Origin of the sequence: Pelistega ratti, assembly GCF_009833965.1 — a bacterium.
Lineage (GTDB): Bacteria > Pseudomonadota > Gammaproteobacteria > Burkholderiales > Burkholderiaceae_B > Taylorella > Taylorella ratti.
This window is the reverse complement of the sequence record NZ_CP047165.1, coordinates 1,650,312-1,675,816: the sequence shown is the minus strand read 5'-3', so window position 1 is coordinate 1,675,816 and position 25,505 is coordinate 1,650,312. Positions and strand designations below refer to the sequence as shown.

21 protein-coding genes and 1 pseudogene are annotated in these 25,505 nt (G+C 38.3%); 18 read left to right on the top strand and 4 right to left on the bottom strand.

Going from position 1 to position 25,505, the window contains the following annotated elements; all coding sequences use genetic code 11:
* The first annotated feature begins 58 nt into the window (after positions 1-58).
* From F9B76_RS07295 to F9B76_RS07275, 5 genes are read left to right on the top strand one after another with little or no spacing between them, the layout of a single operon-like run.
* Entirely contained in the window at positions 59-1,450 is a 1,392-nt protein-coding gene (locus F9B76_RS07295; RefSeq protein WP_159991520.1) for an imelysin family protein, read from the top strand.
* A 9-nt stretch (positions 1,451-1,459) separates the two neighbouring features.
* Positions 1,460-2,836 carry a di-heme oxidoredictase family protein gene (locus F9B76_RS07290; RefSeq protein WP_243140621.1) on the top strand — a complete coding sequence of 459 codons (1,377 nt, stop codon included), beginning with the start codon at positions 1,460-1,462 and terminating at the stop codon, positions 2,834-2,836.
* Complete coding sequence (locus F9B76_RS07285; RefSeq protein ID WP_159991519.1) at positions 2,836-3,864, top strand: imelysin family protein; 1,029 nt, start codon at positions 2,836-2,838, stop codon at positions 3,862-3,864. Before F9B76_RS07290 ends, F9B76_RS07285 begins: the two co-directional genes overlap by 1 nt.
* Positions 3,865-3,876: 12 nt before the next feature.
* The gene (locus F9B76_RS07280; RefSeq protein ID WP_159991518.1) at positions 3,877-4,809 is read left to right on the top strand and encodes a sterol desaturase family protein; all 933 of its coding nucleotides are present in this window, start codon (positions 3,877-3,879) and stop codon (positions 4,807-4,809) included.
* The gene (locus F9B76_RS07275) at positions 4,809-6,041 is read left to right on the top strand and encodes a cytochrome-c peroxidase (RefSeq protein ID WP_159991517.1); all 1,233 of its coding nucleotides are present in this window, start codon (positions 4,809-4,811) and stop codon (positions 6,039-6,041) included. The genes F9B76_RS07280 and F9B76_RS07275 overlap by 1 nt, the downstream gene beginning before the upstream one ends.
* Before the next feature lie 242 nt (positions 6,042-6,283).
* Here the strand turns inward: F9B76_RS07275 and bfr are convergent, their stop codons facing one another.
* The 3 genes from bfr to rpoN all read right to left on the bottom strand — a co-directional run bounded on the left by bfr (position 6,284) and on the right by rpoN (position 8,749).
* The gene (gene bfr / locus F9B76_RS07270) at positions 6,284-6,754 is read right to left on the bottom strand and encodes a bacterioferritin (RefSeq protein ID WP_159991516.1); all 471 of its coding nucleotides are present in this window, start codon (positions 6,752-6,754) and stop codon (positions 6,284-6,286) included.
* Positions 6,755-6,915: 161 nt separating this feature from the next.
* On the bottom strand, positions 6,916-7,131 hold the full coding sequence (locus F9B76_RS10370; protein ID WP_159991515.1) for a (2Fe-2S)-binding protein: 216 nt from the start codon (positions 7,129-7,131) through the stop codon (positions 6,916-6,918).
* A 214-nt stretch (positions 7,132-7,345) separates the two neighbouring features.
* The gene (gene rpoN / locus F9B76_RS07260) at positions 7,346-8,749 is read right to left on the bottom strand and encodes an RNA polymerase factor sigma-54 (RefSeq protein ID WP_159991514.1); all 1,404 of its coding nucleotides are present in this window, start codon (positions 8,747-8,749) and stop codon (positions 7,346-7,348) included.
* Here rpoN and F9B76_RS07255 point away from each other — a divergent pair.
* From F9B76_RS07255 to ubiT, 7 genes and pseudogenes are all read left to right on the top strand, one after another.
* Positions 8,748-9,380, top strand: coding sequence for a hypothetical protein (locus F9B76_RS07255; RefSeq protein WP_159991513.1), 633 nt, complete (start codon positions 8,748-8,750; stop codon positions 9,378-9,380). The genes rpoN and F9B76_RS07255 overlap by 2 nt on opposite strands.
* A gap of 188 nt (positions 9,381-9,568) precedes the next feature.
* Positions 9,569-10,543, top strand: coding sequence for an IS30 family transposase (locus F9B76_RS07250; protein WP_159991512.1), 975 nt, complete (start codon positions 9,569-9,571; stop codon positions 10,541-10,543).
* A gap of 128 nt (positions 10,544-10,671) precedes the next feature.
* A pseudogene (locus F9B76_RS07245) lies at positions 10,672-11,325 on the top strand (IS1595 family transposase).
* Positions 11,326-11,808: 483 nt separating this feature from the next.
* A complete protein-coding gene (leuA, locus tag F9B76_RS07240) occupies positions 11,809-13,488 on the top strand; it encodes a 2-isopropylmalate synthase (protein WP_159991511.1) in 1,680 nt (559 codons plus the stop codon).
* Positions 13,489-13,773: 285 nt separating this feature from the next.
* A complete protein-coding gene (gene ubiU, locus F9B76_RS07235) occupies positions 13,774-14,778 on the top strand; it encodes a ubiquinone anaerobic biosynthesis protein UbiU (protein ID WP_159991510.1) in 1,005 nt (334 codons plus the stop codon).
* Between the two features lie 10 nt (positions 14,779-14,788).
* Positions 14,789-15,709, top strand: coding sequence for a U32 family peptidase (locus F9B76_RS07230; protein ID WP_159991509.1), 921 nt, complete (start codon positions 14,789-14,791; stop codon positions 15,707-15,709).
* A complete protein-coding gene (gene ubiT, locus F9B76_RS07225) occupies positions 15,696-16,133 on the top strand; it encodes a ubiquinone anaerobic biosynthesis accessory factor UbiT (protein ID WP_159991508.1) in 438 nt (145 codons plus the stop codon). The genes F9B76_RS07230 and ubiT overlap by 14 nt, the downstream gene beginning before the upstream one ends.
* A 133-nt stretch (positions 16,134-16,266) precedes the next feature.
* On the opposite strand, the gene F9B76_RS07220 is transcribed toward ubiT, so the two are convergent.
* A complete protein-coding gene (locus F9B76_RS07220; protein WP_159991507.1) occupies positions 16,267-16,632 on the bottom strand; it encodes a DUF1840 domain-containing protein in 366 nt (121 codons plus the stop codon).
* Between the two features lie 274 nt (positions 16,633-16,906).
* Here F9B76_RS07220 and argS point away from each other — a divergent pair, with 274 nt between their 5' ends.
* The 6 genes from argS to F9B76_RS07190 all read left to right on the top strand — a co-directional run bounded on the left by argS (position 16,907) and on the right by F9B76_RS07190 (position 25,376).
* Complete coding sequence (gene argS, locus F9B76_RS07215; protein WP_159991506.1) at positions 16,907-18,589, top strand: arginine--tRNA ligase; 1,683 nt, start codon at positions 16,907-16,909, stop codon at positions 18,587-18,589.
* 6 nt (positions 18,590-18,595) lie between these two features.
* Positions 18,596-19,336 (top strand): SPOR domain-containing protein, encoded by a 741-nt coding sequence (locus tag F9B76_RS07210; protein WP_159991505.1) that lies wholly within the window; start codon positions 18,596-18,598, stop codon positions 19,334-19,336.
* Positions 19,337-19,733: 397 nt separating this feature from the next.
* On the top strand, positions 19,734-20,345 hold the full coding sequence (locus tag F9B76_RS07205; protein ID WP_159991504.1) for a thiol:disulfide interchange protein DsbA/DsbL: 612 nt from the start codon (positions 19,734-19,736) through the stop codon (positions 20,343-20,345).
* Between the two features lie 168 nt (positions 20,346-20,513).
* The gene (locus F9B76_RS07200) at positions 20,514-21,359 is read left to right on the top strand and encodes an OmpA family protein (RefSeq protein WP_159991503.1); all 846 of its coding nucleotides are present in this window, start codon (positions 20,514-20,516) and stop codon (positions 21,357-21,359) included.
* Positions 21,360-21,643: 284 nt separating this feature from the next.
* A complete protein-coding gene (locus tag F9B76_RS07195; protein ID WP_159991502.1) occupies positions 21,644-22,606 on the top strand; it encodes a TAXI family TRAP transporter solute-binding subunit in 963 nt (320 codons plus the stop codon).
* 109 nt (positions 22,607-22,715) lie between these two features.
* Positions 22,716-25,376 (top strand): TRAP transporter permease, encoded by a 2,661-nt coding sequence (locus tag F9B76_RS07190; protein ID WP_159991501.1) that lies wholly within the window; start codon positions 22,716-22,718, stop codon positions 25,374-25,376.
* Positions 25,377-25,505 lie beyond the last annotated feature (129 nt).

Sequence of the window (25,505 nt, the reverse complement as noted above, 5' to 3'; positions counted from 1 at the left end):
AGCTTAGTAATATAAGTGATACAATAAGAATAATTCTTATTTATCAAAAGGAGAAAAAATGAAATACTCTACCACTCTTCATCGCTTATCCCTTGCCTTAGTGATGGGCGGTATTTTAATGACAGTTCCTACTATTATTCCATCAACAACATCAGTCGCTTTTGCTCATCAACATGCACATGCCATCTCACCATCAGTAGTGCTAGGGACTTATGCCGAACAAGCTTATACACTCTATGCCGATAGCTTAAAAGATGCTAAAGCCCTACAAACTGCTCTACAAGCCTTTACACAAACACCGACTGAAGCCACGCTGAATACTGCCAAAAAAGCGTGGCTTCAATCACGAGAATCTTATGGTTTAACAGAGCCATTCCGTCTTTCTAATGGGCCTATTGATGCCGAAGAAGGCTGGGTAGCAGATGCTTATGGTAGCCTTGAATCACAGATCAATGCATGGCCACTTGATGAGGTGATGATTGACTATACCATTGATGCAGATGGTAAACGTACCTCTGGCAATATTATTGATAGTACAGGTAAATTTACCCCTACAGGTGAAGAGGCTAAAGCCGTTAATATTGATACAATTACCCCAGAAGTCCTCACTGATCTCAATGAAAATGGTGGTGAAGCCAATGTCGCAACAGGCTACCATGCCATTGAATTCTTACTATGGGGACAAGACCAAGATTATAATAGCTTTGTAGCGGATACCATCACACATGGTCCTACAACAGCAGGTCAGCGACCACTTAGCGATTATACGAGTGATCAATTTGCGGATCGCCGCAAAGCCTACCTTAATGCAGCAGCCGAAAAATTAGTGGCTGATTTAACGACTATTACGCAAGCATGGGCTCCTGAACGTGATACAAAAGACACCAATACAGGTTTATACCGTGCTGCTTTACTAGGACAGCTCAAAGGGGCAGAAGCCGATAAAAATATTCCCCCTAAAGAAGCACTTCGCCAAATTATTGCTGGCTTAGGTGTTTTTATGAAGTCTGAATTAGCCAATGAACGTGTTGCCGTTGCCGTTCTCACCCCAAGTGAAGAAGATGAGCATTCTTGCTTCTCTGATAATACACACCGCGATATTGCCCAGAACTTCCAAGGTTTTGTGGATATTCTCAAAGGGGAAATGAATGGTAAAAAAGTAGGCCCTGCTCTATGGGATGGCTTATCAAATACCGATAAAGCCACAATAAGTAAACTGATTGATGATATTCAATCGCGTATTCAGAAAATAAATACCTTAGCCTCTTCTCAGATGCATTTTGACTACCAAATCAAACCAGAGCATGAAAAAGAATCTCGCAATATTGTGAGCATGAAAAATCAGATGCGCCGTTTGGGTGATCAAATGATTACGGTCGGTAAAGCATTTGATATTAATTTATCAGAAGAGGATGTAACCGATTCAGAAGAAACCAAAATAGAGGGTTAGTAGAAAGTGATGGTATTTCGCACATTATATTGGACATTTGTAGTAGGCTTTTTAACACTAATGAACCATGCGTGGGCGAATGCCTCCTACTTACTCCCCGAAGAGGACGCTCTTGCTCAAGGGCGCTCCTTTTTTCACCTACCATGGGTAGCCGCCCCTAGCTCAACCACGGCAAGAGATGGGTTAGGCCCTTTATTTAATACAAATGCCTGTGTCAGTTGTCATGAAACCAAACTCAAAAAACCACGTTTCACACAGGAAGAACGGCAAAAAATTGACTTTAACCCCAATTGGAAACACTTAATTGTCAAATTAAGCCAAGCAAGCCAACACGCTAAGCGAGACTCTACTCAAATTACCGTGCCTGATCCTGTTTATGGTTATCAATTATCGCCCAATAATATAACCAGTGTTGCAGCAGAAGCCACCCCCCTATTTCATGCTAAAACAAAAGATTTTATTTTTAATGATGGTACGGTTTTGCCTCTACGATACTGGGAACTGGAGCTTCAAAACTTAGGGTACGGGCCTCTTGCAAAAGAAACTGGCACGAGTATTCGCCTTGCTCCCTTTACCATTGGTTTATCTTTAATCGAAGCCATTCCTAATACTCACCTACTACAAACCCAGCAAAAACAACAAGAACAAACACCGTGGTTAGCAGGCAAAGTCAATTGGGTATATGATGCTATCTCAAAAGAAAAAACTGTCGGAAAATTTGGTTGGAAAGCATCACAAGCCAATCTTGTTATGCAGTCAGCTGATGCTGCTCTTAATGATATGGGATTAACTTCTCTGTACTTTCCACATGAATCATGTACACCAGCACAAACAGCTTGCCTAAATGCCCCTCAAGGACGTATTTTGGCAGGTGAAGAACCTTTTAATTTATCTACTCAACGCTTATATTCTATTGCTTTTTATACAGGGCAATTACCCTTACCCCCTCAACCCCTATCGTCTGCTAAAAGAGAGGCTAGTTTACGTCAGCAAGGCCTCTCCCAAGAAGCACAACAAAAAGTAATTGCCAGTATAGAGCGAGGGCAAGAAATTTTTGCCAAATCACAATGTATCCACTGTCATCAAAGCCAGCAAACCACGGAGACGGGCAAAGTTTTCTACCCCTATAGCGATTTCTTATTACATGATATGGGCGAGGAGCTTGCTGACCAACGTCCCGAGTTTGATGCTAGTGCCTCAGAATGGCGTACCGCTCCTTTATGGCGAAATAGTTATAAAACCTTTTACTTACATGATGGTAGAGCAAGAACCCTTGCAGAAGCTATTGCTTGGCATGGTGGTCAAGCCACACAAGCACGTGAAGCCTTTCGACAGCTTTCAGAACAAGAACGGCAAGACTTATTTAAATTTTTGGAGTCTTTATAATGAAATACTTTAATCTTAAACAATTTATTTGCCTAAGCCTATCCAGTACAATGGTAAGTTTAGCCAGTTTTTCTTCTAGTATAGCTGCTCCTGACCTCACGCAACCACTCACTTATATTTATGATGAAGTCATTCTTCCCAATGCACAATCTGCCCACCTTTCTTGTGAACGATTAGCAACCGCTTTAGCCAGTGATCAAAAAATTAATCATGTTGATACGGTTCGCCCCCCTTTTTTACAACTTATCAAAGACTGGAAAGCCGTTCAAACCACCTATATATTGGGTGAACTTAATGAAGAATTTTTAGATACCCCCGGACGTATTGATATTTTTAAACAAGGAAAGGAAGACTGGCAAGCCCAATTAACACGAGCGCTTAATGGGACAAATGATCCCAAAACTGCCTTATTTAAATACTCTTATCGTAGTATTAATGCTTTAGAGTATATCTTATTCCAAGATGAGCAAGTCACTGAACGTGAGCAACAATTTGCCCATTACATCACTCAGTCTTTATGTACCCAATATAAAGAGATAGCACAAGCCTATCAAGATGCTCGTCCTGTCTTTTTTAACGAGCCTGATAAATCATTAGCCAATATTGTACATAGCTTATCAAGTAGTATTTTTTCGACAAAAGATTGGCGTATTGGTGATGTAGCTGGTTTAACCCGTAAATACAAAAATAAACCTGATTTACGCCGTGCCGAATATGCCCTAAGTGGTTATAGTGGTGCTGCCTTAACCAGTATTTTTGCAACACAACAACAGGTATTTGCATACCCCCAAAAAAATGGTTTACAAAGTATTCTAACCGCATATGATGAAGCCAAACTAGGGCAAGATATTGATCATAATTTAGAGAATATCTTATCTATTCTTAAAACGGCTAAAGATGATGCTTCCCTTTTTACACAGGCAAATAAACTATACGATATTAGCAATCAACTTTATCAACAATACTATATTAGTATGATTGCTGCTTTACCTGTAGTGGCAAAAGTCTTGGATGCAGATGGTGACTAGACGGAGGGTACTATGTTAGCTGAACTTTGGGAAGGCTCATTAGCCAATCCTGCTCAACGTATTTTCTGGTTATATATCCTAAGCTCTGCACTTATTGCTCTTATCTATACACTGTATCAAATGTATAGACACCCCCTTTCATCACAGGATAAAACGCTAGGGCAACAGCTTAAAGCCTATTTACTGCATCCCAGTGCTTTATTGGATTATCGGTATTTCTTTATAGGAACATTAATCAAAGTAGGATTAGTTGCTCCCCTTATTATCTCTGTCAAAACAATTGCTATTTGGGTTTTTAAAGGTTTAGCACCTTATATAGGGACACCTATTACCGCATTATCCTACGAAGCCATTGCTATTCTTTATACGCTTTGTTTATTTGTTGTCAGTGATTTTAGCCGATATATCCTACACCGCTGGATGCACAAAAATAAATACCTATGGCAATTTCATAAAGTTCATCATAGTGCTCCCCTGCTGAATCCACTCACTTTTTATCGTGTTCACCCCATTGAAAATCTTCTATTTGGTTTACGCTATGCTATCAGTGTGGGCATTATGACAGGTGTATTTCTTAGCTTATTTGGTCCTCGTATTAATATGTGGACAGTATTAGGGGCAAATGGTTTTGTTTTTATTTTTTCACTCTTAGGCACACACCTTAGACATTCTCATTTATTTGTTACTTACCCCAAGTGGCTTGAGCGTTTTTTTATCTCTCCTGCTATGCACCAAATTCATCATTATAAAGGCTATGGTCGCTATAACTATGGTGGCTATCTAGCAATATGGGATAAGCTTTTTCATAGCTGGCTACCTTCCAAGGCAATTTCAACAAAACCATCCTTTGGTATGCCACAGCAAGAAATGCAAAAATACCAAAGTGTCTCTCAACTTTTATTTCAGCCTTTTCGTGCTTTAATTCGTCTAAAAAGGACTTCATAATGTTTACTTTTCGTTTATTGACGGCAACCGCCATTACCCTTGGGCTTCAATGTATTCAACCTGTTTATGCAGAAAAAGTAACGCATACACCTCACCAATATGACGGTAAAAAGACAGCCTCAAATCCACACAAACATCATGCCTCTTCTCATCAGCATCAAAAAGATAAGATTGAGCTTGGTAAGGCACTCTTTTTTGATGCCCGTCTTTCTTATCCACAAACACAAAGTTGCTCAAGTTGCCATAACCCTAATCATGCTTTTGTGGATAATCGCCCTAATACTCGTCATGGTATGGTATCAGAAGGAGCAGATGGAAAATCATTTGGCAACCGTAATGCCCCTACTGCTATGTATGGTGCATGGAATATACCGTTCTCATATGATGAAAATCGTCAAACCTATAAAGGGGGGACTTTCTGGGACGGTCGGGCAAAAGATATGGCAGAGCAAGCAGGGCAACCACCTCTTAACCCTGTTGAGATGCAAATGCCTGATAAAGCCAGTATCATCAACCGTCTTGCCGAAAATGAATACTATCAAGCACAATTCAAAAAAATATATGGGGATGATATTTGGACAAATACCGATAAAGCCTATGATGCCATGGGTGATGCCATTATGGCATATGAACATACACCTGAATTTGCCCCTTTTGACTCTAAATACGACCGCTATTTACGCGGAGAATATGAATTAACACCTCTAGAGGATTTAGGAAGAACCCTATTTTTCTCGAATAATAATGTCAATTGTAAAACCTGTCATTCACTTAAACCAGAAGACAGTGAAGGCGAGATTTTTACTAATTTTGAATACCATAATATTGGTGTTCCAGCCAACCTAGAATTAATTGCATTAAATCAATTAGGGGCTGATTATAAAGACAATGGCTTATTAGATAATCCTAAAGTTAATGGAGATATTAAGCAAAAAGGAAAATACAAAACCCCAACACTGCGTAATATTGCGGTTACAGGGCCTTATATGCATAATGGGGTTTTTAAAGATTTACGTACTGTCATCTTATTCTATGATCACTTTAATCACCCCATGCGTAAAATTAACCCAGAAACAGGGAAACCATGGGGAGAACCTGAAGTCCCTGATACAGTAAATTACACCGATTTAAAAGCCAATGTACTCAATGATCGCAAAGTAGATGCCTTGGTTGCATTCTTAAAAACACTAACAGATGCTCGTTATGAACATCTATTAGAAGAGAAAAAATAAGACTTTTCTTCTACTAAATGGGTTTATAAAGGGATAGTAGGTAATCAGGATTTCTATTGTATGCTTACTTACAAAACTTACCTTTTATAATTACCTATACTCTTTACCCAAAGAGTAAGTACGACAGGATAGCTACTTTATGTTTAACTCAATAAAAAAGGCAAAATAGTCTTTTCTATTTTGCCTTTATATCCATTTGATAGATGAGTACCTACCATAAAGAAATACTCATCACCCTAATATTAATCTTCTATTTGCGATTGAAGATAATTTTCTAAACCAAGTGATTCGATTAAGTCTTGTTGTGTTTCTAACCAATCAATTTGTTCTTCATTATCGTCTAAAATATCGACCAATAAACGGCGAGTAACGTAATCTTGTACTTTTTCCATATGCTCAATGGCTTCTTTTAGATCGGTATGGAATTCACGCTCTAAGGCTAAATCACACGCAATAATATCAGCCACATCTTCACCGATACGGATTTTACCTAGGTCTTGAAGATTAGGAAGCCCTTCTAACATAAACACACGTTCGATAATTTTATCCGAGTGCTTCATCTCTTCAATAGATTTTTTGTATTCTGCTTTACCTAATCCTTCTAACCCCCAGTTTTTCAACATACGTGCATGTAAGAAATACTGGTTAATGGCGGTTAATTCTGTTTTAAGGATTTTATTTAAGAAACTATTAACCTTATCTGGTGCTTGCATTTAATGCTCCATTTAATGATGAATGCTTGCATTTTAACATAGCAAAACCCAGCCATTCAAGCCATTCCTTTTATAGAAGAATGGCTTAAATAAAGGCTGTTAAGCTAATAAGAATGGTTTTAATTTAGATTTTTTAAAGAAAAACCTAAGTGATGAGAAGACTAAAGTGCTTCTTTCCAAGAAGGCATAACCTCTGTTACTTGAAGTGCTGACGCATCTGCTTGTGGTTCAAGATAAGATTCTGCACAACCTGCACAGCAACCACAACAGGTAGCAACACCAAGCTGAGCTTGTAAATCAGCCAATGTGCGTGCACCGTTAGCAACAGCTTCTTTGACTTTTTTATCGCTAATTGCATTACAAATACAAACGTACATGGTTCACCTATAAAATTTGATTAATTGAGAACTATTATCATATGTTTTTTCTATTTTGTCAATTAATAATTATTATCATTTATGATTACAAAATAGCTTTTTTCTAAATGTTACGGCTAATATGTTGTTTTACAACGACAATTTGTTTTTAAACCTCTTCTTTATCTATCCCTTGATAGACAATATCTAATCGCTAGCCTAGGATAGATAGCCATTAAAGTAAGGCTTTCGCTTTTCTAATAGATGCCGCAGGAAAACCAACCGCTTCTCGGTATTTTGCTACCGTACGGCGAGCAATTTCAATCCCTTCTTGATGTAACTTATCCATTAATTGATTATCTGATAATGGTTTTGCTTTTGATTCTGCCTCAATAAAGGCTTTAATCTTGAGTTGAATAGCTGTTGCAGATGTTTGACTACCTTCTTGTGTATTAAGTCCACTACTAAAAAAGCGTTTTAACTCAAAAATACCATGAGGGGTATCAATATATTTTTGATTAACCGTACGGGAAATCGTTGATTCATGTAAGGATAATTGTTCCGCAATTTGTTTTAAGGTTAATGGTTTTATCGCTTGCATACCATGAGTAAAAAAATCATATTGTTCTTGCATAATAGTTTGAGCCACCAAAAGAATCGTTGCAAATCGTTGATTCATCTGTCCCAAAAAAGCTCTTGCCTGCTTTAACTGTGATGCAATTTCTGGGCTAATCACTTCTTTTTTATGGGTAATTTTAATTAACCTTTCATACTCTTTATGTACCCGAACCTTAGGTAATATCTGTGGATTAAGGTAAATAGCCCATTGTCCCTCTTTAAACTGACATAACAAATCAGGCACAATATAGTTTGCCTCTCCAACACTATACGCTTTTCCGGGTTTAGGATTTAATTGTTGAATCAGTTGTGTCGCTTGACGAATATGGGTAATATCCGCGTGAACTAATTGCTCTAATGTGGCTATATCCGCTCGTGCTAATGCTTCCAGACCATATTGACAAATCTGTCTAGCGATTATCAATACATCATCAGAGACCTTTTGTGTTAAATATTGCCTATCTAATTGTAATAAAAGACACTCAGAGAGGGAACGTGCCGCAATACCAATAGGATCAAATCGCTGAAGCGTTGTTAATGCTTGTTCTACTTCTACCAGAGGGACTTGTTCTTGTAAGGTAGTCGATAATATTTGCGTAAGTACCGATAAATCTGTTGTTAAATAACCATTGTCATCAATATCACCAATCAAATAGCTGATAATTGTTTTTTGTCGATAATCAATAGCGCTTGTACTTAATTGTTCCAACAGATAGTCTTGCAAACTTTTCGTTGCATTTATCTCTTGTAAATAATCTGCACTATCTACGCGGTATGCGTTAGAATAGTCATCTGATATATCGGTATTATCAATCGACTGGATAGAATCTTCTTCTTGATTCGCTTCATTTGGTAAAGATACCAACTCTAACATTGGATTTTCTTGAAGCATTTTATATAATTCAGCTTCAAACTCCATAGTAGAGTACTGCAATAACCTCAATGATTGCTGTTGTTGCAGGGTCATCACCATTTGCTGGCGAGCCGTTAATTTTATTTCTTGATGCATACTAACTGACATGACACCAATCACTAACTCAGATATTTCACTTTTAAATAAAACCCTATTCCAATTGGCTGTACCCCGTCTTATACAACGCACCATTATTATACTGGTCTGTTTAGTTGTATGGTACTGGCTAGCCAAGCAAATACTCGCCTTTGGTGAGCAACAAAACTATGCCTTTTTAGCAACGTATAGTACCCAAGTCATGGAATACCTCAATAGTATAAACAATTATATTTGGTGGGGGCTTATTTTAATCGGAACAATCATTCTTTATTTTGTTTTATATGGCTGGGTTAGCCATAGCATTGAAAAAGCAGGTAGTATTATCCCTAAGGCAGATGTCATGGAAAAGCTACTTCCACAGCTTTCCCAACATGCTAAAAACGTACTTATTTGGGTATGGCAAGATCAACGAGAACCCATTACCCTTAAAAATCTATACGATACACGTACACAACTTAGGAGTGGTCGTATTAACCGATTAGCCCAAATCCATCGACATCGCGAGCTATTAGGACTAATCCCTACAGACAATAATGAACCTAATATGGCAGAGGAAAGAGAAAAAGTCGATCATTTGCTTCATCATATTAATTTAGATTTAAATAATGATGATACGCCACATTCTCTACATAAAGAATAAATAGCGCTTAAATGGTTATTATTTATTTTACCGCCCTTAAAGGGCGGTTTTTTTATGATCATCTCGTTCTTTTTCTGGGTTATATATTCCCAATTTGTAAAATTAAGCTAGACAAAAAACTGGACAAAAAAAGCCATTTACATTAGATTCAGATAAACACCACATTTACTGAAAAGGAACTAACATAAATGACTTACACTCATCTTAGCACAAATGAATTGGTTATGATAGAGGCATATTACCAAATTGGTAAAAAAGTAATAGATATAGCTAAGGCATTAAATCGATCAAGGCAAACGATCTATAGGGTAATAGCGATGTTAAAAAAGGGTTACTCTGCCTATGAGTATTATGAACAGTATAAAAAGAATAAGTGCTATTGTGGGCGGGGTAAAACCCAATTATCCAAAAAAGAGAGAGCGTTAATACAAGCCCATTTGGATAAGGGGTGGAACTTTGATGTGATTAAAGGGGTCTATCACAAGAAAATTTCTTGCTCGATGAGAACACTATATCGCTTAGTGGAACGAGGTGTTTTTAAGAAAGAGGATTTACCTTGGAAAGGTAAGCGTAGAGCCAATGGACGAAAAGAAACACGGGGTAAACAAGCTTTTGTAAGGGATATTCATGAACGAGCCAAATATTATCCAGCGTTTAAGGAAGAATTTGGGCATTTAGAAGGTGATACTATCGTAGGGAAAAATCATCAAAGTGCGGTGATAACACTGGTTGAGAGAAAGTCTAAAGCTATTATTACCTTACAAACAGATGGACGAAAAGCACAGGATATACAAAAGGCAATCAATCGCTGGATGTCTTCTTTTTCAACTCTACCTCATTTATTTAAATCCATCACCTTTGATAGAGGCAAAGAGTTCTCTGACTGGAAAACGATTGCCAATGCACATGATATTGATATTTTCTTTGCCGATCCAGGCTGTCCAAGTCAGAGAGGACTTAATGAACATTCTAATGGATTATTACGCCGACATGGACTACCGAAACAGACTGATTTTATAGGAATGACTCAATCATATTTGTCCAGTATTGCTCATAAAATAAACATGATACCTAGAAAATCTCTCGGTTATAAAACCCCTTACCATGTTTTTCTGATTTATTTAAAAGAGGCTCTTAAAAAAGCAATGTCTAAAAATGTCTAACTTAATTTGACAAATGAAAATTGAATTATATTGTTCTTTTAGATTAAACCGATGCGATAACAATCTGTTGCCCCCCAAATAATAATTTAGGGGCTGTATTAGATTAGCAGTTGTGTTAGTCTATAAAAATGAAGATAAGTCATTGTAAATTAAAGAAATCTGTACAAAGAAAATGACTTGAGTTTTTTGTACTAGAAGTAACTGCTCGATCAGCAGCCGATATACTAGGTATTAATCCTAATTCAGCTGCACTCTTTTATCGTAAAATTAGAGAGGTCATTAATTATTATTTAACCTTAGAAGCGGATGAAATTTTTGAAGGTGCAATAGAACTTGATGAGAGTTATTTTGGTGGTAAACGAAAGGGGAAACGAGGGCGAGGGGCAGCAGGTAAAGTAGCGGTATTTGGGATATTGAAAAGGCAAGGTAAGGTTTTTACGCTTATCGTACAGGACACGAAAAGTAAGACCTTACTACCTGTTATTAAAAGGAAAATCAAACCAGATAGCTGGGTTTATACCGATACATACCCCAGTTATAATACCCTTGATGTGAATGGATTTCATCATCAACGGATTAATCATACTAAGCAGTTTGCTATAAGACAAAACCATATTAATGGTATAGAAAACTTCTGGAGTCAAGCAAAAAGAGTGCTTCGTAAGTATAATGGAATAGACCGAAAATACTTTGCTTTATTCTTGAAAGAATGTGAGTTTCGGTTTAACTTTGGAACACCAAAAGAGCAGTTAAAAATGCTGAGAAAATGGTGTAAAATTTAGGGCTAATCTAATACAGCCCCATAATTTATTCTCACTAGAATTTGTAAATATTTTATTTATCTACATATCAGTAAAACTATCCCAGATAAGATATTTATAACCCTACTATTAACCACAAAAATCGCTACTATTTATCTATTTACTACCGTCTCACTTCGTGTATATTTTTCAACATATACTTATTTTTTTAAAAAATTTTTAGATTAGGACTTGATTTTTTTGATAGTTTAAACTAATAATAAACCCATGAACACACAAACGAACACCCATTCTCTTTATTCTTCTAACCGCTTCCTCGCAAGCGGTGTTTCTGTTCGTGCGTATTTCTTACTGCTAGACCTAGCGATCGGTTGCCGAGCCTAGAGCTTTAGTGGTGCTCCGCAGCCTTTTTTAGCCACTTTGGATTATTCATTATCATCCCAGTGACTTGCTAGGCAAAGCCTTAAAATGCACTGGGAACTCTATAAAATAAATAGGTGCATTATGCTTTCAAACCCCGCGTCAAAATATATTCCTTTTAAGCCATTTACACAGGATTTTTCCGATAGAACATGGCCCAGCAAAACCATTACTAAACCACCCATTTGGATGAGTACCGACTTACGTGATGGCAATCAGTCTTTAATTGAACCCATGAGTGTTGAGCGTAAACTACGCTTTTTTAAACATTTACTTCAAATTGGTTTTAAAGAAATTGAGGTTGGCTTTCCTTCTGCCTCACAAACAGATTTTGATTTTGTTCGCACCTTAATTGAAGATAATCTTATTCCTGATGATGTCACTATTATTGTGTTAACACAAGCACGAGAAGACCTTATTAATCGTACCGCAGAAGCTTGTGCTGGCGCAAAAAATGCCATGATCCATATGTACAATGCAACCGCTCCTGCTTTCCGTAAGATTGTCTTTAAAATGACGCAAGATGAGGTGCGCGACTTTGCCGTTGCTGGCACACGCATGGTCAAAGCAGCCATGGCAAAATATCCTGAGGTCAAATGGTCTTTTGAATACTCACCAGAAGTCTTTAGTACAACCGAACCTGATTTTGCTATTTCCGTCTGTAATGCTGTTAGTGCAGAATGGGGAACCTCTGCTGAACGTAAGATTATTTTTAACTTACCCGCTACTATTGAAGCGACCACCCCCAATCTTTACGCCGATCAGATCGAATACTTCTGCCGATATATTAACGATAGAGAAAATGTTATTGTCAGTGTGCACCCTCATAATGACCGTGGCACAGCTGTTGCTGCCGCTGAATTAGCCGTAATGGCAGGTGCTGATCGTATTGAAGGTTGTTTATTTGGTAGTGGTGAGCGTACGGGTAATGTGGACTTAGTCACCCTTGCCTTAAACCTCTATACACAAGGCATCCATCCCGGTTTAGATTTTTCGGATATTGATGCTGTCCGCTTAACCGCAGAATATTGTAATCAATTACCCGTCCACCCTCGTCATCCATATGTCGGCGATCTTGTCTTTACCGCTTTCTCAGGCTCTCATCAAGATGCCATTAAGAAAGGTTTTGCACAACAAAAAGCTGACCAACCTTGGGAAGTACCGTATTTACCGATTGACCCAGCCGATTTAGGACGAAGTTATGATGCCGTTATTCGAGTAAATAGCCAATCAGGCAAAGGTGGTATTGCTTACTTACTTGAAAATGAACATGGGCTTAACCTACCTCGCCGTCTTCAAATTGAATTCAGCCGTGCTATCCAACGTGTTACAGACGAAACAGGTACAGAAGTCAATGGTAATGCGGTATTTGATATTTTCAATAAAGAATATCTTCAACAAAATAAACCATGGCATCTTATCAGCCACCGTATCACCTCTTCCGATAATGGACAGGGCGGTAGTCTCTTCACCTTAGAAGCTGAATTAGGCTACGGGGAAGAAGTCCGTAAGGTAAAAGGACATGGCGATGGCTCTATTTCTGCCTTTATTGATGCATTAAATTTACCTATTCGTTTTATGGATTATCACGAACATGCTATTGGTTCTGGTGAAAAAACGAATGCTGTATGTTATGTTGAACTCCGTCTAGGGGAATCAGGCACAGGTTTTGGGGTTGGTATTCATAAAGATATTGTGACTGCTTCATTCCATGCGGTACTAAGTGCTATTAATCGTCATATTCATGCAGGTATCACCATCTAAGCCATAGCGATTTTTATAGTGATACGGTAAAGGGGGCGTATGTATGAAATGACTACACCCTTTTTATGAAAAGACACTTATTGATAATTACTTTAAATATAAAACTTATAAAGTAATCTTTGTTAATTAGTGTTAAACTTAACTAAGCAGAAAATCTATTATAAAAAGTTAAATTAACATTTAAATTTGAACCAATATATTTGTGTTTTTTCATCTTAAAATGAGAACACAATACTAATAATATTTTAAATACTCAGTATTTTAATTGGCAAGGAGGACAAAAAAATGAAAATACCCGAGTTAGAATGTCCCGCAGGTAATTTACCTGCACTTAAAACAGCAGTCGATAATGGTGCTGATATGGTTTACATGGGGCTAAAAGATGCGACAAATGCTCGCAATTTTCCTGGTCTCAATTTTGATATGAAATCAGCCGAAGAGGGTGTAGCCTATGCTCATGCTCGCGGACGCAAGATTTTAATGGCGATTAATACCTTTGCACAGGCAGGGCAAATCAAACAATGGCAAGTAGCCGTTGATACTGCTGTTAAATTAGGTGCAGATGCCATTATTGTCGCAGACCCTGCGATTATGGCTTATGCTAGCGATAAATATCCTGAATTACAGTTACATATGTCTGTACAGAGTTCCGCTACCAATTACGAAGCTATTAATCTGATGAAAGAACTCTTTGGTATTCGCCGTGCCGTATTACCACGCGTATTGACGATTGACCAAGTAAAGCACGTTATTGATAATACTGATGTTGAAATCGAAGTATTTGGTTTCGGTAGTTTATGTGTGATGGTAGAGGGTCGCTGTATTTTATCCAGTTATGCTACGGGTGAATCACCCAATATGCAAGGGGTATGCTCCCCTGCCAAGGCAGTACGCTGGATGCCACACCCTGACCGTATGGATGTACATCTTAATAATGTGCTTATCGATCAGTTTAAACCCAATGAGCCAGCTGGTTATCCAACACTCTGTAAAGGTCGTTTTGAAGTGAATAACGAAATTTATTACGCCTTAGAAGAACCAACCAGTCTAAATATATTGGAAATGCTACCCGAAATCATCAAAATCGGGGTATCTGCCATTAAAGTTGAAGGTCGTCAGCGTAGCCCAATGTACACGGCTCAAGTTACTAAAGCATTACGTCAGGCATTAGATGCCGCTGTCAAAAACCCCGACACATTTAAAGTAGCCCCTGCATGGAATACCGCTTTAAGTAAGGTATCTGAAGGCCATCAAACCACATTAGGGGCATATAACCGTCCGTGGAAATGAGGAGAAGGAGATGCATTCATTAAAATTATCACTCGGCCCTATTCAATTTTTCTGGCAAAAAGAAGCCTTATTAGAATTTTATGCCTCTATGCTGGATATGCCTTTGGATACTATATATCTAGGGGAAACCGTATGTTCTCGCCGTCAGAAAATGCGTTTTGCCGACTGGTTTAGCTTAGCAGAAGACTTGGCTGAAAGCGGTAAAGAGATTATCTTATCCTCACAAGTTCTGCTAGAAAGTGAGTCTGACTTAAAACGCCTGCGTAAAATTACCGAACAAAATAAGTTTAAGGTTGAAGCAAATGATATGGGAGCAGTTAAGCTCGCTCGGGAACATAATATTCCTTTTGTGGCGGGAGCTAGCCTCAATATTTATAACGAAACCACACTGGCTTTATTCAAAAAACTAGGTGCATATCGTTGGGTTACACCATCTGAATTAAGTGGTAGCAAAATAGCCTCTATTATTGCTGATTCAGAAGCGATTGAAACCGAAGTTTTTGCTTGGGGAAAAATGCCTTTAGCCTATTCATCACGATGTTTCACCGCACGTCATTATAATCTGAATAAAGATAGCTGTGAGTTTCGTTGTCTTGACTACGAATATGGTATGGATATGAACACCCGAGAAGGCAAGCCATTTCTAACCATCAATGGCATTCAAACCATGTCCTATGGCTGTCAAAACCTATTACCTCATCATACGGAATTAGCCTCTATTGGTGTCAATGTACTACGCTTATCACCACAACTGCACGGTATGCCCGAAATCATTCGTTTACACCGCAATGTGATAGATGGAAAAACACTATTAGCAGAAGCACTACCTGAATTAACTCGTTTAGCAACGGGTACACTTGTAGATGGCTACTGGCTTAACCGTCCCGGTATCGAAGCCGTTAAAAAGGAGCTATATAATGTCGCTGCCTGAAATTATATTACCCACTTGGATAGGTAAAATTGGGGAGAAACTACCCAGTAAACCACCACGCTTTTTACTCGTCACCGTCTTAAATATCATGCTAAAAAAAGGGTTACTACCCGCTGATATGCAGCTATTTAATGGTCGTAAGTTTGAAATTGATGTATTAGATGCTGGTATTAAGGTACGCTTTAGTGCCAATACTGAAAGATTTATTGATGAAAACTTTATAGGACAACCCGACCTACGCTTAGCCGCTAACGGTGTTGATTTTATGCGAATGATCATTCGTGAAGAAGACCCTGATACGCTTTTTTTCAATCGTAAACTACAAATCGAAGGGGATACTGAATTAGGATTAATAACAAAAAACCTACTTGATAGTGTGGACTGGCCATTCAGTCATTGGTTTTTAAACCATAAAATATCTTAATTTTTCAATTAAATCAAAATAGTCTGAAAGGGTATTCCTCTCAGACTATTTTTAACATTTTATTTAGTTAAAACTCAAAATAATTTAATACTTTTAATGTATTTGAGTAGGATAGAAGGATGAAACAAACCGCTTACCATGCATTTTGCTGATGCCAAACTACCTCATCTTTTTCTTGTTTAAGGGCTTCTTTCATCATTTCCAGTAGAGGGAATGCACGGCGTGCAAGATTAACATTTTCCAGAACTGGGTGGGGTTTCTCTTCTTCTTTTTCTTCTCGCTCATCTTCTTCTTTGTACCCTTCTTGTGGGTTTTCCTCTTTGTCATGGGCAATTGCTCTTTCAAGTGCCGCAATACTACTAGCTAACTGATTATGTGTAATTACCCCCTCAGCAGGCATTGTCTCATAATCACGGCCCATCGCTTGTAAGAGTGGTAAAGCATGTTTATCTAACATCAAAATATCACCACTAGATTGAGAAGAAAAAATAATCAACATAAATAACTCCTAACGAATGAACTTCCCCATTATAAAAAATGCCCACCATACCTTCAAGCACCCTATTCTTTTTTTATCTTGTTTTCATCCTTATACAAAGGATACTTTCCCAATTTATAAAAATACCCTATTAGCTTTAACCCTATTCTCCTTAAAAACAGCCCAAGCATCTACCCCTTTTCAGAGAGAAAAAAGTGTAAATATGCTATGATTATGCTTATTTATCTTTCAACATACACCTCGCTTTTGGGTGTTTTTACTGGTTACGAATACTATGCTCCCTGAGCTTCAAAATACATTAATTCAATTATTATCTGAAGCTGTTCACACGCTTCTTCCTGAACACAACCCAACGATTAAATTAGAGCGTCCCAAACAAGCAGAACACGGTGATGTCGCCACTAATGTTGCCATGCAACTGGCAAAACCTGCAGGACGCAACCCTCGTGAGTTAGCACAAGATATTGTTGATACGCTAATGAGCAATCCTCTTGCCAAAGAAACACTGGCTTCTGCTGAAGTGGCTGGTCCAGGATTTATTAATCTACGTTGTACACCTGCTGTTCATCAAGAAGTGATTAACGTCATTCAAGAACAAGGGGCTCATTTTGCCAAAGCACCTGCTAATGGTACATCACTGATGGTTGAGTTTGTATCGGCTAACCCTACTGGCCCACTACACGTTGGACATGCTCGTCAAGCGGCTTTAGGTGATTGTATTTGTCGTCTTTTTTCTGCCGCTGGCTATCAAGTCCATCGTGAGTTTTATTACAATGATGCAGGTAATCAGATTAATAATCTTGCCATTAGTGTTCAAGCCAGAGCCAAAGGAATTGACCCTGATCACCCCAACTATCCAAGCGATGGTTACCGTGGTGATTATATTGTGGATATTGCCAATGATTTTATTGCCAAGAAAACAGTCCATGCAGATGGAAAAGATGTAACCGCAACAGGTGATTTGGATAATTTAACGGATATTCGTCGTTTTGCTGTTGCCTATCTTCGCCATGAACAAGACCTTGATCTAAAAGCCTTCAACCTTGTCTTTGATCAATACTACCTAGAAAGCTCACTTTATACCGATGGTAAAGTTGCAGAGGCAGTCGATATACTCACTAAAAATGGCTATACCTACGAACAAGACGGTGCGTTATGGTTACGCACCACTGACTTAGGCACAGGTGATGATAAAGATCGCGTCATGCGCAAATCAGATGGTTCTTATACCTACTTTGTGCCTGATGTTGCCTACCATCTCAGTAAATGGAATCGTGGCTATCATCATGCCATTGATATTCAAGGAAGTGATCACCACGGCACAATTGCCCGTGTACGAGCAGGTTTACAAGGATTACATCTTGATATTCCAAAAGATTTCCCTGCCTATGTACTTCACAAAATGGTACGGGTTATGCGTGGTGGTGAAGAGGTTAAAATTTCTAAACGTGCAGGCTCTTATGTGACCATGCGAGACTTAATTGAATGGGTAGGTCAAGATGCTGTCCGTTTCTTCCTTATCCAACGTAAAGCCGATACTGAATTTACCTTTGATATTGACTTAGCACTTTCAAAAGGCGAAGAAAACCCGGTTTATTACATTCAATACGCCCACGCACGTATCTGTAAAATTCTACGCGATAGCGAAGAGTTGGCTCAACAAGTTCATCAGGCAGATATTAGCCTACTTATTGCACCAACAGAGATGACTTTATTAAAACGGCTTGCTGAATTACCCAATATGATTCAACTTGCCGCCAAAGAACTTTCACCACATTTAATCGCTTTCTGGTTATTAGATTTAGCTGCTGATTTTCATTCATGGTATAACGCTGAACGCATTATGATTGACGATCAAGCACTCAAGCTCGCTCGCTTAGCTTTAGCAGACAGTACTCGCCAAGTTATTGCTAACGCGCTCGATTTATTGGGTGTATCAGCACCAGAAAAAATGTAGGATATTATGGCAACAAAACGAACAACCACTCGTACAAGTAGTAAAAGTCATTCGTCTCCCTTTGGCTATTTCTTTTTTGGTGTGATTATCGGTATCGGGATAGCCACAGGGGTTGCCTATTATATGCGTAGTCATTCAAATGCGTGTGTCTCGCAAATTATTACTCAACAACGTACTGTACCTATTATTCAAGAAAAAACGATTAATGGTCAATCTCAACATGTTGTTGTTACCTCCCCCTCTTCACCCGTTATGCCAGCAGCTACTCATGAGAAAGTACCTACTCCACCTGCTATAACGGTTACCCCCAAACCCTCTCAAGTGGTCACAACAAAACCTACGCCAACGGTCGTACAACCTGTTACACCACCTAAAGTAGCACCCACAGTGGTCAATAAACCATCTGTATCCGCTCCACCCAATAAACCAAGCCCAGACAAAGCAGTAGATAAGAACCCTGATGATTTAGGACGCTTTATCCAAAATATGCAACCTACTCCTGCTACACCAAAAGGGCAAGCAACACATTATCTCCAAGTTGGTGCATTTAAAAATCTTGACGAAGCCGAAGCCAAAAGAGCTTCCTTACTTATGCAAGGTTTTTCTAATACAACCGTATTAAAAGTAACAGTTAATAATACCGATTACTATCGTGTCCGTGTAGGTCCTTTTACCAATGATAACGCCCTAAAAGAGGCACAAACCAAATTAAAATCCAATAATATCCACGCGACAGTCATTCGATAAATACACCATTTCTTAGGATAGCATATCGCTTTAGATTACTATCCTAAGCACTACTCTCTCTCCCCGAGCCATATCCTCCCATCAGCATGGTCATATCCATCTTTTATCGAAATAGATAGACATATTTCTTATACAAACACCTTTCTTAGATATTGATTTGTCGTATGAGTTTGTTACAATGAGGAACGCTTAGGACAATAGGGTCTGTGGATATTTCTACAACACCCCGAAAGGACGCAACACATTTTTACCGTATTAAAAGTAACTTGTTTAGAATGATTAAACATAACTGCTCCAGCCTTAACGACAAACAGTTTGGTCTCATCGGTAAAAATAAAGCGTCCCCTTTTCCTAGTATATTTATTCAAGATAAACGTTTATTTTCCAAGGATTTCTTATGTCAATAGTTAAATTATTCAAGCAATTTATCCCTATTTTAGGATTAGTTGCCGCTTCATTTACCGTGCAAGCACAAGAACGCTACACCACTTTTAACCCTACTTTTGATTCACAAACGCCCAATAAGACCGAAGTATTAGAGTTCTTCTCTTATGCGTGTAGCCATTGTGCCGCTATCGAACCAATGGTAGAGCAACTAAAAAAAGAACTGCCTGAAAACGTTGCCTTTTTACCTGTTCCCGTTGGTTTTAATGCCTCTATGACACCTATGCAACACCTGTATTACAGTCTTGTTGCCTTAGAGCGTACTGATTTACACCCTAAAGTATTCCAAGCTATCCATCAAGAAAAGCAACGATTATTCACTCGTGATGCAATTGTTGAATGGGCTAGTAAACAAGGCATTGATAAGCAAACATTTGAATCTACTTATGATTCTTTTGGTGTCGTTACTAAAGTTAAACAAGCTACAGACCTCACTAATCAATATCAAATAAATGCTACTCCTTCTTTTGCTATTGCGGGTAAGTACCTCACCTCTCCCGGTATGGTAGGTACTTATGAAGGTACGATTGATTTAATCAAAGAACTCTTAGCCCAAAATAAGTAATAACCGTGGCACTTTAATTTAAAAAAATAAAACCCTTCCGACCAAGAAGGGTTTTTTTATTTGTTTATCCCCAACACCCTCTATAAAGAATAGTGTTTTTCTAAAAAGGTATGCTAAAATGAAATGTTTATTAAGACATATCAACACCTTATTGTAAAGGAATTAACTATGAAACTAACTCAAGTTGCATGCGCTGCTGCTTTAGGTCTTACCTTAGTAGCTTGCGGTAATTTAAGCAAAGTATCATCTGAAGGAACAGCAGAACTTGACGATTTAGTATGGCCAAAGATTGATCGTGCAGGTTTTAACCACAGCGGTACGCAAGAAGGCTCATGGCCTAACTGGGACAATGTTCGTCTTATCGAACGTGGTATGAACAAAGATCAATTGTACAATTTAATTGGTCGTCCACACTTCGCAGAAGGGCTTTATGGCGTAAGAGAATGGGATTATGTTTTCCACTATCGTGAAAATGGTGAACACAAAGTATGCCAATACAAAATCCTATTTGACAAAAACTATGATGCACAGAGTTTCTTCTGGTATCCAAATGGATGTAATGGTAATGCTCACTACACACTAAGTGGCGATACATTATTTGACTTTGACAAAGACCAATTAACAGCAGAAGGTAAAGATATTGTGGCACGTGTTGCTGGTGAGCTTAAACAAGCGAATCCAAAACAAGTCCGCGTAACAGGCTTTACTGATCGTTTAGGTTCAGTAGAATATAACTTAGACTTATCACAACGTCGTGCAAACACTGTACGTGCCTTATTACAAGCACATGGTGTAACAGCACCTATCGAGGCGATTGGTCGCGGTAAAGAGCAACAAGTTAAAGCATGCTCAAATGAAAAAGGTCAAGCTTTACGTGACTGCCTCAAACCTAACCGTCGTGTTGAAATTAAAGCAGATGGTTTTACACCAACCTCTTCATCAGAAGCAGGTCCAAACGGCCCTTCAGCACTATACGATAAGAGCTACCCACCTGCTCCACAATATCAATACTAATTTGCCCCAAACAGGTAGTTAGTATGCTTTTTCAGCCGTAGGGTTTTACCACCTTACGGCTTTTTAATGTGCATAAAATATATAAATAGTCGATATAGACGCTATAAAAATACTTATCTTCTACTATCTTGCCTTATTCATAAAGCGTATCTAAATGTAGTTTTACATGACCATTAGGGCTTTTACTGATTGTTTAAGTAACAAAAATAATGCTATAACTCATTTTGTCATATAACTACTTTTGAAGATATTACCTATCTTCTTTTTAATTAGAGGATATTTAAATGAAAAAATTATTAAGTTTCTCACTTGCAACCGCTTTTGCATTGGGATCATTATCTGCTCACGCTGAAGAACAATTTATTACGATAGGGACAGGCGGTCAAACAGGTGTATATTATGTTGTTGGACAATCTATCTGCCAATTAGTTAATCGTGATACTGCTAAAACACAGATTAAATGTAACGCACCATCTACTGGTGCTTCCGTTGCTAATCTTAATGCGATTGCAGATCGCCAAATGGATATGGGAATTGCCCAATCTGATTGGCAATATCATGCCTATAATGGATCAAGCTCTTTTGAAGGCAAGAAAAATGAAAAATTACGTGCCATCTTCTCTATCCATCCCGAACCATTCACTATCATGGCGCGTGATGATTCAGGGATTAAACAGTTTGATGATTTAAAAGCGAAACGCGTCAATGTAGGTGACCCCGGATCTGGTACACGTGCGACTTTTAATGTTATTTTAAATGCGAAAGGTTGGACAGATAAAGTATTCAAAGTAGCCTCTGAATTAAAACCTGCTGAAATGGCATCAGCAATGTGTGATAACAACTTAGATGCCATTACCTATAACGTTGGTCATCCTAATGGGGCTTTAAAAGAAGCCGCTGCCTCTTGCGATGCTCACCTTGTACCTGTTACTGGTGAAACAATCGATAAACTTGTCGCTGATCACACTTATTATGCCAAAGCCGTTATCCCTGGTGGGCTATACAAAGGCAGTGATAATCCTGTAGAAACATTTGGTGTATATGCTACGCTCGTTACATCAACAGATGTAGCAGACGATAAAGTATATGCTGTTGTTAAAGCGGTATTTGATAATTTTGATCGCTTTAAACGACTTCACCCTGCTTTTGCACACCTCAAAGAAGAAGAGATGATTACAAACGCATTATCAGCGCCTTTACATGACGGAGCCGTGCGTTATTATAAAGAACGTGGTTGGATAAAATAATCCCGTTTTACTATCATTCTTGATAAGTTAGCGGCGAGGCTATCGGTCAGATTTATTAATCAGCCGATCTCGCCGTTTTGTTGTTATTTTTTATCGAGTGTCTATTGTCATGGTAAATAATACTCAAACCCAAACCATTGATTATGATCATCTACAAGATATGGTTGCTTCCAGTGATACTGGAGGACGTAACCTAGCCGGCCCTGCTAAAAAACTCATTGTCGCTGTCGCCATCTTATGGTCACTTTTTCAACTCTATTACACCTCACCACTTCCCTTTTGGCTACAAGAAGTTATTCGATCATGGGGACTTGACTTTAATGTTGTCATCGATGACACAAAAGCACGCTCTGTACATTTAGCGTTTGCTCTTTTTTTAGCCTATCTTTCTTTCCCTGCCTTTGCTGGTTCTCCCAAACATAGAATTCCTCTCCCTGACTGGATATTTGCTTGCTTAGGTGCTTTCTTAGCGGCATATTACATTTTCTTTTATGAGGGTTTAGTTACACGTTTTGGCGCACCTAATACCCAAGATATTATTGTCGGTTGCTTTGGTATCCTTATCTTATTAGAAGCTTGTCGCCGTAGCTTAGGCTTACCATTAGTTATTATTGCAGGTATATTTTTACTCTATAACTATTTTGGGCAATTTTTACCAACCGATTGGATTATTAGCCATCGTTCGGGATCTTTCTCTCAAATTATCAACCAACAGTGGATTACCACTGAAGGTGTTTTTGGTGTTGCACTTGGTGTATCCACTAAATACGTGTTCTTATTTGTTTTATTTGGTGCTTTATTAGATAAGGCAGGAGCAGGCAATTATTTCATTAAAGTTGCTTTTGCTTATCTGGGGCATTTTAGTGGGGGGCCTGCCAAGGCAGCCGTTGTTTCTTCCGCTTTAACAGGTTTAGTATCTGGTTCTTCTATTGCCAATGTTGTTACCACAGGCACTTTTACTATTCCTATGATGAAACGTGTTGGCTTCACACAAGAAAAGGCAGGGGCAGTTGAAGTAGCCTCTTCGGTAAATGGGCAAATTATGCCACCGGTGATGGGTGCAGCTGCTTTTTTAATGATTGAATACGTCAATATGCCGTATAGTCAGTTAATTACCCATGCTTTTTTACCTGCACTAATTTCTTATATTGCTTTAGTCTATATTGTGCATCTTGAAGCTCAAAAGATGGGATTAAAAGGTTTAGAACGTACTGATCCACCAAGCCCACTCTTACTTAGCCTAATCAAAATATTAGCGAATTTCTTAATTATTTGTGCTGTATATTTTGGTTTAGAATTTGGATTAGGGTGGTTAAAAACGGCAACACCTGATTTTGCTTTTTTAATCGTGTTAGCTTTATTAGCTATTGTCTATTTAGCACTTATTCGCCGTGTCGCTACATTCCCAGACTTAGAGCCTGATGATCCAAATGCACAAATTGTTAAATTACCATCAGCGAAACCAACAGTTAATGCAGGATTACATTTCTTATTACCCGTTGTTGTATTAATGTGGTGCTTAATGATTGAACGTATGTCTCCCGGACTATCTGCCTTCTGGGGAACCGTAACATTAACCGCTATATTATTGACTCAACGACCACTATTAAGCTTCTTCCGCGGTGAAAAAGGGTGCAAAATACCCCTCTTTAAACAAGGCTTTCAAGAATTACTTAACGGTTTAGAAGCCGGTGCAATGAATATGATTGGTATTGGCATTGCCACTGCCACAGCTGGGATTATTGTTGGTGTTGTATCACTTACTGGCTTTGGTGTGCAGTTATCTGGCATTATTGAAATGTTATCTATGGGTAATATTCTTCTCATGCTAATTCTTGTGGCTATCTTTAGCTTAATCTTAGGCATGGGATTACCAACCACCGCCAACTATATTGTCGTCTCTTCACTGATGGCACTTGTTATTGTGGAAGTAGGTAGACAAAACGGCTTAATTGTACCGCTGATTGCTGTGCATTTATTCGTATTTTATTTTGGTATTATGGCGGATGTTACCCCTCCTGTAGGGCTTGCCTCCTTTGCTGCAGCTGCTATCTCTGGTGGTAGTCCTATTAAAACAGGGATTGAAGCATTCTTCTATAGCCTACGAACGGCTATCTTACCATTCCTATTTATCTTTAATACGGATTTATTACTGATTGATGTAGATTGGATCAAAGGAACAGTCGTCTTTATTACCGCTACAATTGGTATCCTAGCATTTACAGCGGCGACAATGGGTTATTTCTTTACCCGTAATAGACCATGGGAAACACTTGTATTGATTATTGTAGCCTTTATGCTCTTTAATCCCGGATTCTTTATGGAAAAAATCTCACCTAGTGAACGTCATATTTTACCTGTTCAGCTTACCCAAGAAATTGAAAAAATCGCTGTTGGTGATAAGTTTAAGGTTAAAGTATCTGGTTTAAATCCTTACGGTAAAGAAGTCATTTTCTACGCAGAATTAAAAGTACCTGAAGGCAATACGGGTGATGATCGCATAAAAGCCCTTGGTCTAACATTGTTAGATACTGGAGAAATGATAGACATCAATAATCAATCAAGCAATAAGATAATAATTGATAATGTAGAAATTGATTCTCCTGCTGCGGATACTGGATTAAATTGGGATCAAGTATTACTTGATGTAGTGCTGCCTCAAAAAGCACTTCCTAAGGAAATCACCATGATTCCTGCTTTATTCCTTATTGGTTTCATTGCATGGAATCAACGCAGACGTAAACAATTGCTTACCTTAAAGAAAAGTTAATATACGGTATCAGTACCTTTAATAAATGATTTTTATCAGCCTGAAAGGTACTTATCAGTAGTAATTTTTATTAAATTATCTGCACCTTAAAATAGAATTTTTTCTAATGTTAAGGTGCAGATTTTTATA